General features: G+C 58.2%; 14 protein-coding genes. 6 read left to right on the forward strand and 8 right to left on the reverse strand.

From position 1 onward, the window contains the following. Positions 1-57: 57 nt before the first annotated feature. The 5 genes from ftsH to folD all read left to right on the forward strand — a co-directional run bounded on the left by ftsH (position 58) and on the right by folD (position 5913). Positions 58-1974, forward strand: a complete 1917-nt coding sequence (gene ftsH, locus G6R15_RS10180) for an ATP-dependent zinc metalloprotease FtsH (protein ID WP_164659748.1) — start codon at positions 58-60, stop codon at positions 1972-1974. 190 nt (positions 1975-2164) lie between these two features. Next, positions 2165-2740 (forward strand): MOSC domain-containing protein, encoded by a 576-nt coding sequence (locus G6R15_RS10185; protein WP_164659749.1) that lies wholly within the window; start codon positions 2165-2167, stop codon positions 2738-2740. Positions 2741-2918: 178 nt separating this feature from the next. Beyond that, positions 2919-4595, forward strand: coding sequence for a formate--tetrahydrofolate ligase (locus G6R15_RS10190; protein ID WP_164659750.1), 1677 nt, complete (start codon positions 2919-2921; stop codon positions 4593-4595). Between the two features lie 54 nt (positions 4596-4649). Beyond that, positions 4650-4955, forward strand: a complete 306-nt coding sequence (locus tag G6R15_RS10195) for a chorismate mutase (RefSeq protein ID WP_164659751.1) — start codon at positions 4650-4652, stop codon at positions 4953-4955. A 55-nt stretch (positions 4956-5010) separates the two neighbouring features. Beyond that, positions 5011-5913: a bifunctional methylenetetrahydrofolate dehydrogenase/methenyltetrahydrofolate cyclohydrolase FolD gene (gene folD, locus G6R15_RS10200; RefSeq protein ID WP_164659752.1), complete on the forward strand. Its 903-nt coding sequence runs from the start codon at positions 5011-5013 to the stop codon at positions 5911-5913. Here folD and G6R15_RS10205 read toward each other — a convergent pair whose 3' ends face one another. Continuing rightward, positions 5914-6321, reverse strand: coding sequence for a PaaI family thioesterase (locus G6R15_RS10205; protein WP_164659753.1), 408 nt, complete (start codon positions 6319-6321; stop codon positions 5914-5916). Positions 6322-6471: 150 nt separating this feature from the next. Here G6R15_RS10205 and G6R15_RS10210 point away from each other — a divergent pair, with 150 nt between their 5' ends. After that, positions 6472-7227, forward strand: a complete 756-nt coding sequence (locus G6R15_RS10210; RefSeq protein WP_164659754.1) for a LytTR family DNA-binding domain-containing protein — start codon at positions 6472-6474, stop codon at positions 7225-7227. Positions 7228-7237: 10 nt separating this feature from the next. Here G6R15_RS10210 and pdeM read toward each other — a convergent pair whose 3' ends face one another. From pdeM to G6R15_RS10245, 7 genes are all read right to left on the reverse strand, one after another. After that, positions 7238-7900 (reverse strand): ligase-associated DNA damage response endonuclease PdeM, encoded by a 663-nt coding sequence (pdeM, locus tag G6R15_RS10215; RefSeq protein ID WP_164659755.1) that lies wholly within the window; start codon positions 7898-7900, stop codon positions 7238-7240. A gap of 48 nt (positions 7901-7948) precedes the next feature. Continuing rightward, on the reverse strand, positions 7949-10363 hold the full coding sequence (locus G6R15_RS10220) for a ligase-associated DNA damage response DEXH box helicase (RefSeq protein WP_164659756.1): 2415 nt from the start codon (positions 10361-10363) through the stop codon (positions 7949-7951). A gap of 267 nt (positions 10364-10630) precedes the next feature. Then, positions 10631-11938 carry an ATPase gene (locus G6R15_RS10225; protein WP_164659757.1) on the reverse strand — a complete coding sequence of 436 codons (1308 nt, stop codon included), beginning with the start codon at positions 11936-11938 and terminating at the stop codon, positions 10631-10633. A gap of 97 nt (positions 11939-12035) precedes the next feature. After that, positions 12036-12578, reverse strand: a complete 543-nt coding sequence (locus G6R15_RS10230; protein ID WP_164659758.1) for a prepilin peptidase — start codon at positions 12576-12578, stop codon at positions 12036-12038. Between the two features lie 3 nt (positions 12579-12581). Then, positions 12582-13427 carry a lipopolysaccharide assembly protein LapB gene (locus G6R15_RS10235; RefSeq protein ID WP_164659759.1) on the reverse strand — a complete coding sequence of 282 codons (846 nt, stop codon included), beginning with the start codon at positions 13425-13427 and terminating at the stop codon, positions 12582-12584. 30 nt (positions 13428-13457) lie between these two features. Further along, positions 13458-14030 (reverse strand): tetratricopeptide repeat protein, encoded by a 573-nt coding sequence (locus G6R15_RS10240; protein ID WP_373456008.1) that lies wholly within the window; start codon positions 14028-14030, stop codon positions 13458-13460. Between the two features lie 21 nt (positions 14031-14051). After that, positions 14052-15035: a type II secretion system F family protein gene (locus G6R15_RS10245; protein ID WP_164659760.1), complete on the reverse strand. Its 984-nt coding sequence runs from the start codon at positions 15033-15035 to the stop codon at positions 14052-14054. Positions 15036-15040 lie beyond the last annotated feature (5 nt).

Consider the following 15040-nt stretch of genomic DNA (forward strand, 5'->3'; position numbering starts at 1 on the left):
TATTTTAGTGGTCTGATCGGCTAACCCTCTAAAAGCCGAAGATTTGGGAGATTTGCCTTGGGCAACGCACGCAATATTGCCTTCTGGGTTGTACTGTTCCTGTTGATTCTTGCACTGTTCAATTTGTTCAGCGGATCCGGTGGCACACTGCAAAGCCAGGAGCGAACTTATTCTGATTTTGTCAGCGCGGTTGAATCCGGCGACGTCAGCCAGGTGACCCTGGATGGCGAGCAGGTCCGCTACCGCATGGCGGACGGCAAGGATTATGTCGCCATCAAACCCGGCGACGCCGAAGTGACCACGCTGCTGATCGAGCAGAACGTGCCAGTCCGCGCTGAGAAACAGCAGCAGTCGGGCTTTCAGTCCTTTCTGATTACTCTGTTGCCCTTCCTGTTGCTGATCGGTGTTTGGGTCTATTTCATGAACCGCATGCAGGGCGGTGGCAAAGGTGGCGCAATGGGCTTTGGCAAGTCCAAGGCCAAGATGCTGACCGAAAAACATGGCCGCGTGACATTTGACGATGTTGCGGGCATCGACGAGGCCAAGGAAGAGCTTGAAGAAATCGTTGAATTCCTGCGCAACCCGCAGAAATTCTCGCGCTTGGGCGGCAAAATTCCAAAGGGCGCGCTACTGGTGGGCCCTCCGGGTACTGGTAAGACGCTTCTGGCCCGCGCCATTGCGGGTGAAGCGGGCGTACCGTTCTTCACCATTTCGGGGTCTGACTTTGTCGAAATGTTCGTCGGCGTCGGCGCAAGCCGTGTCCGCGACATGTTCGAACAGGCCAAGAAAAACGCGCCCTGTATCGTCTTCATCGACGAAATCGACGCCGTCGGTCGCCATCGTGGTGCTGGGTATGGCGGCGGTAATGACGAACGCGAACAAACCCTCAACCAGCTGCTGGTTGAAATGGACGGGTTTGAGGCCAACGAAGGCGTGATCATCCTGGCGGCCACCAACCGCAAAGACGTGCTGGACCCCGCGCTGCTGCGCCCGGGTCGCTTTGATCGCAACGTGACTGTCGGTAATCCCGACATCAAAGGCCGCGAGAAGATCTTGGGCGTTCATGCGCGCAAGACCCCCTTGGGTCCTGATGTGGATCTGCGCATCATCGCGCGCGGCTCACCGGGTTTCTCGGGGGCGGATCTGGCCAACCTTGTGAACGAGGCTGCGCTGATGGCAGCGCGTGTGGGCCGCCGGTTTGTCACGATGGAAGATTTCGAGAACGCCAAAGACAAGGTCATGATGGGGGCCGAAAGGCGCTCGATGGTTCTGACGCAGGATCAAAAGGAAAAGACGGCCTATCACGAAGCCGGTCACGCTGTTGTTGGGCTGTCTCTGCCGGAATGCGATCCTGTCTATAAAGCCACGATTATCCCGCGCGGTGGAGCGTTGGGGATGGTGGTGTCCTTGCCCGAAATCGACCGTCTGAACTGGCACAAGTCAGAGTGTGAGCAAAAACTGGCGATGACCATGGCCGGTAAAGCCGCCGAGATCATCAAATACGGCGCAGACCACGTATCCAACGGTCCTGCTGGGGACATCCAGCAGGCCAGCCAACTTGCCCGTGCCATGGTTCTGCGGTGGGGGATGTCCGATAAAATCGGCAACATCGATTATGCTGAGGCGCACGAGGGCTATAGCGGGAATACCGCAGGGTTCTCGGTTTCGGCCAACACCAAAGAGCTGATCGAAGAAGAAGTGAAACGCTTCATTCAGGAAGGCTATGAACGGGCGTATCAGATCCTCACTGAAAAGAAAGAGGAATGGGACCGCCTGGCCCAAGGGCTGCTGGAGTACGAAACTCTGACCGGTGAGGAAATCCGCCGCGTCATGAACGGTGAACCGCCAAGTGCGGGTGACGACGACGGTGATAGCCCGGACGAGGGCAATGCACCGAGCGTCACGGCCATTCCCAAGACCAAGCCCAAGAAACCCTCGGCCGAGGGTGGAATGGAACCGGAACCGACAGCCTAGTCTAGATAAGTTTGAAAAGCCCCGGAGATGTCTCTGGGGCTTCTCGCTTGTGAGATGTTGGCCCCCCGCGCGGCCTTGCGTCCTATGGACGACGGGCGGGAGCATTTTGTTTCTCTGGAACCCCTTTGGAATTGCCGTATGGTGTCCTCGATCACTCGAGACATCCGAACACAGGCAGGGGAGGCGCGGGATGCCGGTACTCAAGGAAACGCTTTATGCTGGGGAAATTGTCTGGATAGGGCATGTAGCGTCAGGCGGTACGCTCAAGGCGCAGCCGACCGACCATTTGACCCTTGGGTTCGCCGGTGTGCCAGGTGAGCGACATGAGGGCACGAACCGCGCTTCGTGTGTCAGGGTTCGAAACCTGTATCCCGAGGGCACGGAAATCCGCAATGTTCGCCAGCTGACAATCCTGTCTCAGGAAGAGCTCGATGCCATAGCAGAAGAGATGGGGCTCGATGCCCTCGATCCCGCGCTTTTGGGCGCAACGATTATTGTCAAGGGGATTCCTGATTTTACCTTTGTCCCGCCGTCCAGCCGCTTGCAGGGGCCATCTGGCGTAACTTTGACGGTGGACATGGAAAACCGGCCCTGTGTCCTACCGGGCCGCGAGATCGAAGCGCAATCACCGGGCTACGGTGCATCGTTCAAACCTGCCGCAAAGAATCGCCGCGGGATCACGGCCTGGATAGAGCGCCCCGGTGGCATTGCGCTTGGGGATCGGTTGCAGCTTTTCATCCCTGATCAACGCGCTTGGGCACCTTGAATGTATCCCAACGGATACTGCGTTTCCGATTCGAAACGCGTAACCGTCCCCAACGCCGTTTCGAAGCATGAAAATGTCGGAATCTATACCCTGTTTGCGAAAGCTGGCGGTTATGGGTTGAGCAGCGCTGAAGGGGCGACCCTTTGGTATTTGCCGACATGCTTCAAGGATCTTGCTGATGAGCTACAAATCCGACATTGAGATCGCCCGTGAGGCGAAAAAGAAACCCATTCAGGAGATTGGTGCCAAGATCGGCATTTCCTCGGATGATCTGCTGCCCTACGGCCACGACAAGGCCAAAGTTAGCCAGGACTTCATCAACTCGGTCCAGTCCAAAGAGGACGGCAAGCTGATCCTGGTGACCGCGATCAACCCGACGCCTGCGGGCGAGGGTAAGACCACCACCACCGTTGGTCTAGGTGACGGTCTGAACCGCATCGGCAAGAACGCGATGATTTGTATCCGCGAAGCCTCGTTGGGTCCGAACTTCGGCATGAAGGGCGGCGCTGCAGGTGGCGGTTACGCGCAAGTGGTGCCGATGGAGGAAATGAACCTCCACTTCACTGGCGACTTCCATGCCATCACATCGGCTCACTCGCTGCTGTCGGCGATGATCGACAACCACATCTACTGGGGCAACGACGCCGAGATCGACGTGCGCCGCGTTGCATGGCGTCGTGTGGTCGACATGAACGACCGCGCCCTGCGCCAGATCACGGCCAGCTTGGGTGGTGTATCCAACGGCTTCCCGCGCGAGACCGGCTTTGACATCACCGTGGCGTCCGAAGTTATGGCGATCCTGTGCCTGGCCAACGACCTGAAGGACCTGGAAAAGCGTCTGGGTGACATCATTGTGGCCTACCGCCGCGACAAGACAGCTGTCTATTGCCGCGATATCAAGGCCGAAGGCGCAATGACCGTCCTGCTCAAGGACGCGATGCAGCCGAACCTGGTGCAGACCCTGGAAAACAACCCGGCGTTTGTGCACGGCGGCCCGTTCGCCAACATCGCGCACGGCTGTAACTCGGTCATCGCGACCAAGACCGCGCTGAAAGTGTCCGACTATGTCGTGACCGAGGCGGGCTTTGGTGCCGATCTGGGTGCCGAAAAGTTCATGAACATCAAATGCCGCAAGGCGGGCATTGCGCCGTCCGCGGTCGTGCTGGTTGCCACCGTGCGCGCGATGAAGATGAACGGCGGCGTGGCCAAGGCTGATCTGGGCGGCGAAAACGTCGACGCCGTGAACAACGGCTGCGCCAACCTCGGGAGACACATCGAGAACATCAAATCCTTTGGTGTGCCGGTTGTGGTCGCGATCAACCACTTTGTCACCGACACCGACGCCGAAGTGCAGGCGGTCAAGGATTACGCCGCAACCCACGGGGTTGAGGCGGTTCTGTCGCGTCACTGGGAACTGGGTTCCGAAGGCTCGGCACCGCTGGCCGAGAAGGTTGTGGAAATCGTCGAAAGCGGCTCTGCGAACTTCTCGCCGATCTATCCTGACGACATGTCGCTGTTCGAGAAAATCGAAACCATCGCCAAGCGCATCTACCGCGCGGACGAGGTTCTAGCCGACAACAAGATCCGCAACCAGCTGAAGGAGTGGGAAGCCGCCGGATATGGCAACCTGCCGGTCTGCATGGCGAAAACCCAGTACTCGTTCTCGACCGACCCGAGCTTGCGCGGTGCGCCCGTGGGCCATTCGGTTCCGGTGCGCGAAGTTCGCCTGTCCGCAGGTGCTGGCTTTATCGTCGCGGTCTGCGGCGAGATCATGACCATGCCCGGTCTGCCACGCAAACCAGCGGCGGAAACCATCTGCCTCAATGACGCAGGTGAGATCGAGGGCTTGTTCTAAGTCCAGAAATACGATTTCTGCGGCCCGGTAATATCCGGGCCGCAGGAGACAAACATGCCATCTTTGACACAGCCGCGCGATTGCGACTCGATGCAGGCGCTGCGCGTCGAAATAGACAAGCTGGACCGGCACCTGATCGACCTTCTGGTCACTCGTTCGGGATACATAGACCGCGCCGCCGAGTTGAAACCGGGCGAAGCCTTGCCTGCACGCATTCCGGCCCGTGTCGAAGAAGTGGTTCAGAACGTCCGTGCCACCGCCCGGGACAAGGGGATGGACCCCGAACTGGCCGAGCAACTGTGGCGCATTCTGATTGACTGGTCGATCGCGCGTGAGGAGTGCGTGATTGGCTCCGAGTGACAGCATAGACTGAGGCCCCATGGGGCACGCGGGATTTGAGCGAAGGGATCAAGACATGGTAGCGCAGGTTATCGACGGCAAGGCGTTTGCAGCCAATGTACGGGGCCAGGTGGCCGAGCATGTGGCCAAGCTGAAAGAAGAACAGGGCATCACCCCCGGTCTGGCGGTTGTGCTAGTGGGCGAAGACCCGGCAAGCCAGGTCTATGTTCGCTCCAAGGGCAAACAGACCGTTGAGGTCGGCATGAACAGCTACGAGCACAAGTTGGATGTGGACACCTCGGAAGAGGATCTGCTGGCGCTGATCGACAAGCTGAACAATGATCCGGCAGTTCACGGCATTTTGGTGCAATTGCCGCTGCCCAAGCACCTGAACGAAGATCTGGTGATCAACTCGGTCTCTCCGGCCAAAGATGTTGACGGTTTCCACATCTCGAACGTGGGTCTTCTGGGCACTGGCCAGAAGTCGATGGTGCCCTGCACCCCTCTGGGTTGCCTGATGATGCTGCGCGAGCACCACGGCTCTCTGTCGGGACTGGACGCGGTTGTGATTGGCCGTTCGAACATTGTGGGCAAGCCGATGGCGCAATTGCTGCTGGGTGACAGCTGCACCGTAACCATCGCGCATTCGCGCACCAAGGACCTGCCCGACGTCGTTCGCCGTGCCGATATTGTGGTGGCCGCCGTTGGTCGCCCCGAAATGGTGCCGGGTGACTGGATCAAGGAAGGGGCCACTGTGATCGACGTGGGCATCAACCGCATCGATGCGCCTGAAAAAGGCGAAGGTAAGACTCGTCTGGTGGGTGATGTACACTATGAAAGCGCAGCCGCCCGCGCCGGTGCCATAACTCCGGTTCCAGGTGGCGTTGGCCCGATGACCATCGCCTGCCTGCTGGCCAACACGCTGACGGCTTGCTGCCGTGCCAATGGCCTGCCCGAGCCCGAAGGCCTGACCGCCTGATCAGAGGGGAACCGGAACGATAGTGCCCTGCAGCGCAGCCACATGCGTTTCCATCCCCTCGCTGATGGCATAAACGTCAGCCGCCACAACGATCAGCCGTCGGCCGGGCTTCAACACCCGGCCGATTGCCTTCAGATGGGTGCCACGACCCGGTGCAAGCAGGTTGATCTTGATCTCGGCGGTCACAACCTCGTGATCAGGAGGCGTGCAGGTCAATGCAGCATATCCGGCGGCCGTATCGCCCAACGCAAAACTCAACGCGGCATGGGCATGGCCCTGTTGTTGAGTAAATGCAGGCGCAATTGGCGCTGAAATCTCGACCCGGCCTTCTTCGATGGTGTCCAAATGTGCTCCAAGGGTCGCCATCATCCCCTGTTTCGCGAAACTTTCACTTATTCGTGTCTTCATATTTGTAGCGCTCAACCTCTGGTGTTGTCATGTCTAGTCCGGTACTAATGTAACCGTGAAATGCCACTTTGAAACGCCTTGGGGATTTGAGGCCATCCAGCGTCTGGGGTACAGTAAATAGCGTAGCAATTGCTCAAGTTCTCGTAGTTCATGATTTCCAAGTTCAAAAAAGTTTCGTCGAAACACAACCTATTGGTTTTAGTACCGGTATTGGTTTTTCTGACACTTCTCGCAGCTCAAGCCAAACCTTTTGGAACAGAGGGCGTTTCGTTCCTGGGGCGGTTCACGTTCTGGTCCGCGGTGATGGTTGTGGGCGCGCTGATCGCGCATTTCAGCGCGAGATGTATCCAAAGATACGCCGAAAACCACAAGCAAATCGTACGCGACGTGGCGACAGTGGCGTTGGTTACGATACTGTTTACCCCCGTCTTGTGGACACTTATCTGGCTGACAGCGTTACCCGAAACCAAAGACATACCCAATCTGATAACGATGCTCCAATACGGCACGATCTTTGCCAGTGGATTGTTGGTTCTGCGGCGCAGTTTCCCTGGGTTGGAACCTCAATCGGCGCAGGAAGAAGGGCAGATCATCCAACCACGTCTGTATCGGCGTTTACCCGAAGGGTTCGAAGGGCCTGTTCTGAGGCTCACCGTGCATGACCACAGCGTTGACGTCGTTACGATTGACGAAACCATAACCATCCGATCGCGATTTGCTGATGCCATTGACGAGATGGAGCCCATCATAGGGTATTGCACCCACAGGTCGCATTGGGTCACAAGAGATGCGATCGAAAGTGTAGAGCGCACGGGTGGCCGTATCTACATCCGCCTGATCAATGGCGATCACGTGCCCATCAGTCGCAAATACAAGCCAAAGCTGGAAGAAGCCGGGATCATGTAATTCTGATGGCTCAGCGGGGCATCGGGACAAGGCAAGGTGTTGAACCAACCAAAATGGCTCGCGAGTCGCGTCCCATTAAATCGCACACCGGGGCATCTTCGCTGCGCAATCCCCCGGTGTAGGTGCCATAGGCCGGCTGGATGATCCGCCTGTCATCCACCAGAAACGCAGGCCGCGTAAGTGTGCGGCCGCGCATCCTGATCCGCGCCTTGGGATGGTAGTGCCCCGACACTTCTCCGGTCGCGTCGGGATCAGCGATATGTCGAAACGTCAGACCTTCAAGGGTCAACTCAGCCACGTGGCTGCCGCTCATCTCGACGGGGCCGGGATCATGGTTTCCCTCGATCCAGTACCACTGCCGACCGGCTTGCAGCTTGGCGATCCACAGGCGGTGCTCTTCGTCAAGTGCATGGGCCGCTGCGGTGTCATCGAAACTGTCGCCCAGGCAAATCACGACCGAGGGTTGCGTGCGCTCCAGATCTTCGGTCAGGCGGATCAGCGTATCTTGCGTTTCGTATGGCGGCAGGGTTCCGCGTCCCAGCCTGGCATAGCGTTCGGATTTGCCCAGATGCAAATCCGACACTGACAGCAGGCGCTGCTCCGGCCACCACAGGGCACCGCTTTCCAGCGCTGTCAGGGGGGTGCCGCGAAACGTGAAATTCAGACCGTTCATGGAACGTTCTTTGCGCGGATATCCAGAGGGCACAAGCAATTTCTCGACCTATCCAAGTTGCGTCAGACCTGACATGTCCATCAAGCGCATGCTTTCCTCTTGCAGCAGCTTTTCTTCGGCGGATCCCTTGACCGGTACTTTGCCAACCTCAAGAAGCAAAGGCGCAGCCAGCGGCGACACTCTTTCTAATCGCCTCAGGTCAATCCGGGTCCCCACACGCGCAATCATCTCTTCAATTCGGCCAAAATCCACCAAACCACGCATCGCCTCTTCCCGCGTGATCTGCATCAACAGATGATCGGGGTCATATTTCAGCAGCGTGTCATACAGGATGTCCGATGAAAACGTCGCCTGACGCCCGCTCTTGCGGGTCGAGGGTGTGTTGCGTTCGATCAGCCCGGCGACGGTGGCACAGCCGCGAAAGGTGCGTTTCATCACGGCATTTCCGGCCAGCCAAGTGTCCAGCCCTTCTCGCAGGGCGTCGATTTGGAACAGCGGGCCAGGGTCAGTCAGCGGATCAAGGCCCCAGATCAGCGTGGCATAATCCGTGGCTACAAACCCCAACGGGTGCAGGCCCAATTCCTCCATTCTTTTTGTGACCAAAAGCCCAAGGGTCTGCTGCGCGTTGCGCCCTGAAAACCCATAGACGCAGGTATGTTCTTGCCCATTATGGGGAAAGCTTTCGATCAGCAGCCGGCCCCGCTGCGGCAAGGCCGAGGTCCGACGTTGCAACGTCAGCCAATCGGCCGTGTGCCCTGGTAGCTGGGGCCAGTCGGCTTGCGCGAACATGTCCAGGATACGGGTGCTCAGCTGGGTCGAGGTGGCGAACTTGGTGCCCGAAAACGTCGCGATCTTGGGCTTCTTGGCAGCGTTGCGGGATACTTCGACGGTCATCTCGCGCAGACCCTCATAGCGTACGATCTGCCCGCCAATCAGAAAGGTGTCTCCGGGGGTGAGAGAGGCGGCAAAGGCCTCCTCAACCTCGCCCAAGGGTTTGCCACCGCGACTGCGTTTTAACCGCACCTTGAGCGTGTCAGTGTCCTGAATGGTGCCCAAGTTGATGCGAATGCGAGCGGCTGATCTAGGATCTCGCAACTGCCAGCGACCGTCGGGGCGTAGCATAAGGCGCTGCCAGCGATCATAGGCGCGCAAGGCATATCCCCCCGTGGCGCAGAATTCGAGGCAGGCGTCAAACCGCTCGCGGCTGAGACCGGCATAGGGGCCGGCGGATGACATTTCGGCGTAAAGGTCGTTCGCCACAAACGGCCCGGCTGCCGCGGCGACTAGGATGTGTTGGCAAAGCACGTCACGGGGGCCGTCGCCGCGTGGTTCACCGTCCAGTGCGTGGTCTTTGACGGCTTCCAGGGCGACGACACATTCCACCACTTCGAACCGGTTGGCAGGCACCAGAAAGGCCTTGGATGGTGCGTTGTACTGATGGTTGGCGCGCCCAATGCGTTGCACCAGGCGCTTGACGTTCTTCGGGGCACCGATCTGGATCACCAGATCCACGTCGCCCCAGTCGATACCCAGATCCAGACTGCCGGTGCAGACGATCGCGCGCAAATCGCCACGTACCATGGCGGCCTCAACCCGCTCGCGCTGTTGCCGGTCCAGCGATCCGTGATGGATGCCGATGGGCAGCGCCTCGTCGTTGGCCAGCCACAGGTTGTGAAAGAATATCTCGGCTTGCGCGCGGGTGTTGTGAAAGATCAGCGTCGTCTTATGCGCCTTGATCTGATCCATCACCGCCGGGATCGCGTACGCCGCTCCCCCCCCGGCCCAAGGCGGCATCTCTTCGGTCTCTAACATGCAGATGTCGGGATCAGGGCCAGGGTCTGCCATCAGAATGTCGCAAGGGTCCGGGTGTCGGGCCAGAAATTGTGCGATGGCCTGCGGGTCTTCGACCGTGGCCGACAGGCCCACGCGGCGCAGATCGGGGCAGAGAGTCTGCAACCGCGCCAACGCCAGCATCAACTGATCCCCCCGCTTGCTTTCGGCCAGCGCGTGGATTTCGTCCACGACCACCCGTTTTAGCCCCGCAAACATATGCGGTGCATCCTCATAAGACGTGAGAAGGGCCAAGCTTTCGGGGGTGGTCAGCAGGATATGCGGGGGGTCCGCACGTTGGCGCTTTTTCTGCGTGGCCGAAGTGTCGCCTGTGCGATCTTCAATCCGAATGGGCAGGCCGATCTCATCCACTGGCGTGCGCAGGTTACGTCTGATGTCCGCCGCCAAGGCTTTGAGTGGAGAGACATAGAGCGTATGCAGCCCCTGGTGCTCATGCTCGGCAAGCTCTGCCAGAGTGGGCAGAAACCCGGCCATGGTCTTGCCACCCCCTGTAGGGGCGATCAGCAGGGTTGCGAGTTGGTGCGCCTTTGCCAGCATCGCGCTCTGATGCGGGTGGATGGACCATCCGCGAGAGGTGAACCAATCCGTGAGTTGAGGGGGAAGGGTGGGCATGTCTCGACCCTAGCTTGAGGGGCGGTGACGGGAAAGGGGGCTCTGCCCCCGCCGCCCTTTGGGCGACTCCCCCGGGATATTTTTCGCAAGAAGAAGAGAGGGGCGTGGGAGCTAAATCATTGCTGCGATTTTGTTTCTACGACGGTTACTTTGATGTGCTCACTCTTGCGATAACGCAATACAAGGGGTGCCTATGCTCTTGCATGGATGGGCGGTCGGTCGACGATATTTCGGACTGATTGCTGAATTTTGCAAAGGTGGTGTGGGTTACTTCACGATCGTCTCATCCTTGACGAACATGTTGGCCCAGGCCCGGTCGATCAGCTCGGGGGACATTTGATAGGGGATGCCTTCGAATTCGCAAATCGCAATCATCTGATCGATCAGGAACACAGGCTGATAGTTGGCATAGGTGTTGCCGATGGTCGGGTATTTGACCTTGAGCAGATGCACCAGAGCGCTTTCGTCCAGCGGGATGCCCTTTTTGCGGGCCACTAGCGCAAAGATTTTCAGGAAATTTTCCTGGTTCGGACCATCAATCTTGATCTTGAAGAAGATCCGGCGCAACGCTGCTTGGTCAAAGATTTCGTTGGGGTGGAAGTTGGTCGAAAAGATGACCAGCGTGTCAAATGGCACCTCGAATTTTTCACCCGATTGCAGGCCCAGGATGTCCTTGCCCTCTTCAAGCGGAACAATCCAACGGTTGATCAACGCCTGCGGAGGTTCTGCCTGACGACCAAGGTCATCAACGATGAAGATGCCGCCGGTTGATTTCAACTGCAGCGGCGCCTGATAGGTGCGTGCGGTGGGGTTGTAGACCAGATCAAGCATCGACAGCGACAGTTCGCCCCCGGTCACAACGGTCGGGCGTTCGCATTGAACATAACGTGAATCGAAACGCTTGCGACGGCGCAGTTGGGTCGGATCGTCGGCCTCTTGCTCGATGGCGGTATGCACGATGGGGTCATAGACAGTAATGACCTGCCCTGAATATTCAATGGCGCGCGGGACATAGACCATATCGCCAAGCGCATCGCGGATGCCGTTCGAAATCGAGGATTTGCCGTTGCCTGGCGGACCATACATCAGGATCGAGCGCCCGGCGCTGACGGCCGGACCCAGATGATCGAGCAGGCTGTCGGGCAGCACCAGATGCCCCATTGCGTTGGTCAGCTGCGTGCGTGTGACATTAATGTTGCGGATCGACTGCCGGTTGACCTGTTCACGGTAAACGTCCAGCGGTACTGGCATGGCGCCAAAGTATTCCGACTGGCTGAGCGCATCAAGCGCGCGCGCCTTGCCTGCGTCGGTCATCTGATAGCCCATCTCGTTGCCGCTATTGGCGTTCAGTGTGCCCGTCGCCTCAAGCAGCTTTTGATCGCGGGTCAGGTCCACCAGTTCTTGGGTTACCGACAGTGGCAGGCAGATGGCTTCCGCGATTTCGCTGACCATTTCCAGGTTCTTGCGGAACAGTGTCTTGAGCAGAATATCCCGCATCATGACAAGCGGAAGCTGCATCTCGGCCAATCCCTTGGGGGCTGGGGGCGCAATTACCGAAGTGGGCTGCATATTCATGGTCTGGACCTGTCTGTTTCGCAATCAACACTCAGAGGCAATCTGACCCGGCAATGTGGCATCACAAGGGCACAGACGCGGCGTGAACGCGAAAGCGTTAGCTGCCGAAAACAGTGCCCAGGATCAGATAGAGTCCCAGCGTACCGCCCAACGAGAGCCCCATTGGAAACTCCAGCCCCATGGACCAGCTTTGCCAATTGGGAGCAAGGCGGCGCAGTGCCGTGAATTTGGCGATCTTATGGGTCGACCAGGCGGCCAGCAGGTTGGCCGCAAAAAGCGCGACCAGAACGCGGACGTCCCCGGCGGCAACAAAGGGTGCGGCGGCGGCGGCAAACTTTGCATCACCTGCACCGACGGCACCGATCATGTTCAATACCATGCCAAGCAGCAGAACGACGACCAGTTGCAGCAACTGCCAGACGTAAAGGGGTAATTCGACCGCAAAGGGGCCAATGAAACCGGCAGACCAAGGATCGGTCAAGGGCAGCGCGATGGGACCAACGATCACAAAGACAAAGAACAAGGCCATGACAGCCTTGTTGGTGATCCGCATTTCGCGCAGGTCAGTTAGCGCTACATAGCAGCAGATCGGAAGGACGAAGGGCAGAAACCACCACGCCGCATAGGTCGTTAGGACCATGGGTTAGCTTTCAAGCGCCCGCAGGGACCGGACCGCCTCTTCAAAGTGCTGTGGATGGGTGGCGATGGCTTCGCGCATCAGGCCCTTGCCAGTCGTCACATCGCCTTGCTTCACGGCCGACAGGGCCATGGTGTGCAAAAGTTGCGCGCGCTCCATCTGATCCATCGGGATGACAGGCAAGGTATATTTGCGCTGTGCGCCACGGGCCAGAATGAGGTTGTTTTTGGCGGTGAAAAGCGACTGATCCTGGCGGATGGCATCGCCGAACAGACGCTCGGCTTCGGCATAATCGCCACGGGTCAGCTTGGAGTAACCCCAGTTGTTCATGACGCCGGCGGGGCGTGTGGTCAGCCCGACGGCAGTTTCATAAAATGTATCGGCGCGACCCCATTCACGGTTGGCGTCGGCCACCATTGCTTCAAGCCGGTAGCGTTTGAACGTTTCATGTGTGGGCGGAACGGAATCAAGCATCTGTTCTGCGCCTGTCCAATCGCCAGTGCGGATCAGCGCATCAGCCAGATCGACGGAGTCATCAGGGTTCGAACCGTCCATTTTCGACACGCGAGTCCATGCGCTCACACCTTCGGTGTTGCGCTTGGCACGGATCAAAGATTTTGCCAGACCGCGTTGCAGGTCGATCCGATCTGGGTGCGACTTGGCTGCACGTGCGAAATAATCAACGGCCTCATTGGGGTCCGCCACAGTCAGCATCACGTCGTTCAGATCGTTTTCATCCACGACGTTGACGTCCTGAAAGGCGCGTTCAACGGTTTCATCTCCGCTTTCGGAACATGCCGAAAGCGTCAGGCCACTGGCCAGCACCGCTGGAATCAAGATGAGGTGGCGCATTTTTTGCGTCCTTTACTGCTCTTGCCCTAGTCATGGTGTCTTGCGGATCTGGAATTCACCCTGTCCGCGCTGCACCAATTTATATTGTTGTTGTCCAGCATTATTATCAGGATTTTCTGATTTTGCGAGTGCAATCCGTAAATTATCCCGAATTGAGTCACTTTGGCCATTGTCCAATGCATAGGCTTTTCGGAAAATTCCGGTCGCTTCGGCCAACTCGCCCCGTTCCATCAGAACCACGCCTAGATTGTTCCAGGCCTCGGGCCAGTCCGGGGCCTCTTCAACGGCGCGGCGCAACATCTCTTCGGATTGCCCCAGTCGACCCAGACCAAGGTTGGCGGTGCCCAATCCTGTCAAAATCTCGGTGGTCATCCCTTGATCCAGGGCCGCGCGGGTAAAAGCGTCGAGGGCCAGTTCGTATTCGCCGGCATTGAGCAGGCGTTGGCCCACTTCGACACCGCTGACGGCATCTTGCTTGTGGTCCACACCAGGGGGGAAGGGGCCATCGGGCAGATCGTCCAAACCCCCGGACGTGCAAGAGGCCACCGTTGCGATCGCAACGATGGCCAATAGTGTCGACTTGATGGGGGTGCCTGTCTTCACAGTTGGCCCGCGCCTTTGTTGTTAGTTGCTGCTCATGTTGCCCAGATCCATGATGCCTTTTGCCGATGGTCCAACTAGGATGATCAGCAGCGGCGGAACTGTGAGCATCATTGTGGCAAGCGTCATTTTGGTTGGCAACTTGTTTGCAGCTTCTTCGGCGCGCATCACGCGTTTGTCACGCATTTCCCCCGCATAAACCCGCAGCGCTTCGGCGATGGATGTACCAAAGGTGGCCGATTGGATCAGCACGGTTACGAACGACGCCACATCCGAAACACCGCAGCGGATGCCCATATCGCGCAGAACCTTGTCTTTGTCCTTGCCCGCTTTCATCTCATACGCGACGATTTCAAATTCGTCGGCCAGATCGGGGTATGAAGCACGCAGTTCCTTGGCGACGCGAACAATGGATTGGTCCAGCGACTGACCGGCCTCGACGCAGACGAGCATCATGTCGAGCGAGTCTGGGAAACCGGAGGTGATGTTTTCCTTGCGGGTATCAACACGGCGCGTGATCCAATAGCGGGGCAGGAAATAGCCAACGCCGCCCGGACCCAACACACGGATCAGCATGGCCTGACTGTCAAATTCCTGATCAGCAGCGATGACGGTCACGTAGACGACGCCGCAGATAAGACCGATAATACCCAGTGCAAACTGGGCAAAGTGGAAAAACCGCACCGCGTCCTTGGACTGATACCCAGCCTGGCGCAATTTGAGCTGCATGGCCGAGAGCTCTTCGGCGTCTTGCGGTTCCAGAAAGGTCGCAAACCGGTCCAGCTGCTCGTTGCGGCCGCCCTGGCGAAGCTGCTCTTTTTTGGGCTTCTTCTTGGTCTTTGGGTCAATGTCACGCTTGAGCTTCTTAAGCGGATCCTCAGGCTGACTCAGCATCATGGGAACCGTCAGAAGGATCATGAACAGGCCCAGAATACCGACCGCGATCAGGGGGCCAAACTCGCCCAGGTGCTCGGTCAGAAAGTCGTTGATTTGCGTCAGGAACTCCATTGCGC

This window comes from Tropicibacter sp. Alg240-R139 (assembly GCF_900537075.1).
Taxonomy (GTDB): domain Bacteria; phylum Pseudomonadota; class Alphaproteobacteria; order Rhodobacterales; family Rhodobacteraceae; genus Falsiruegeria.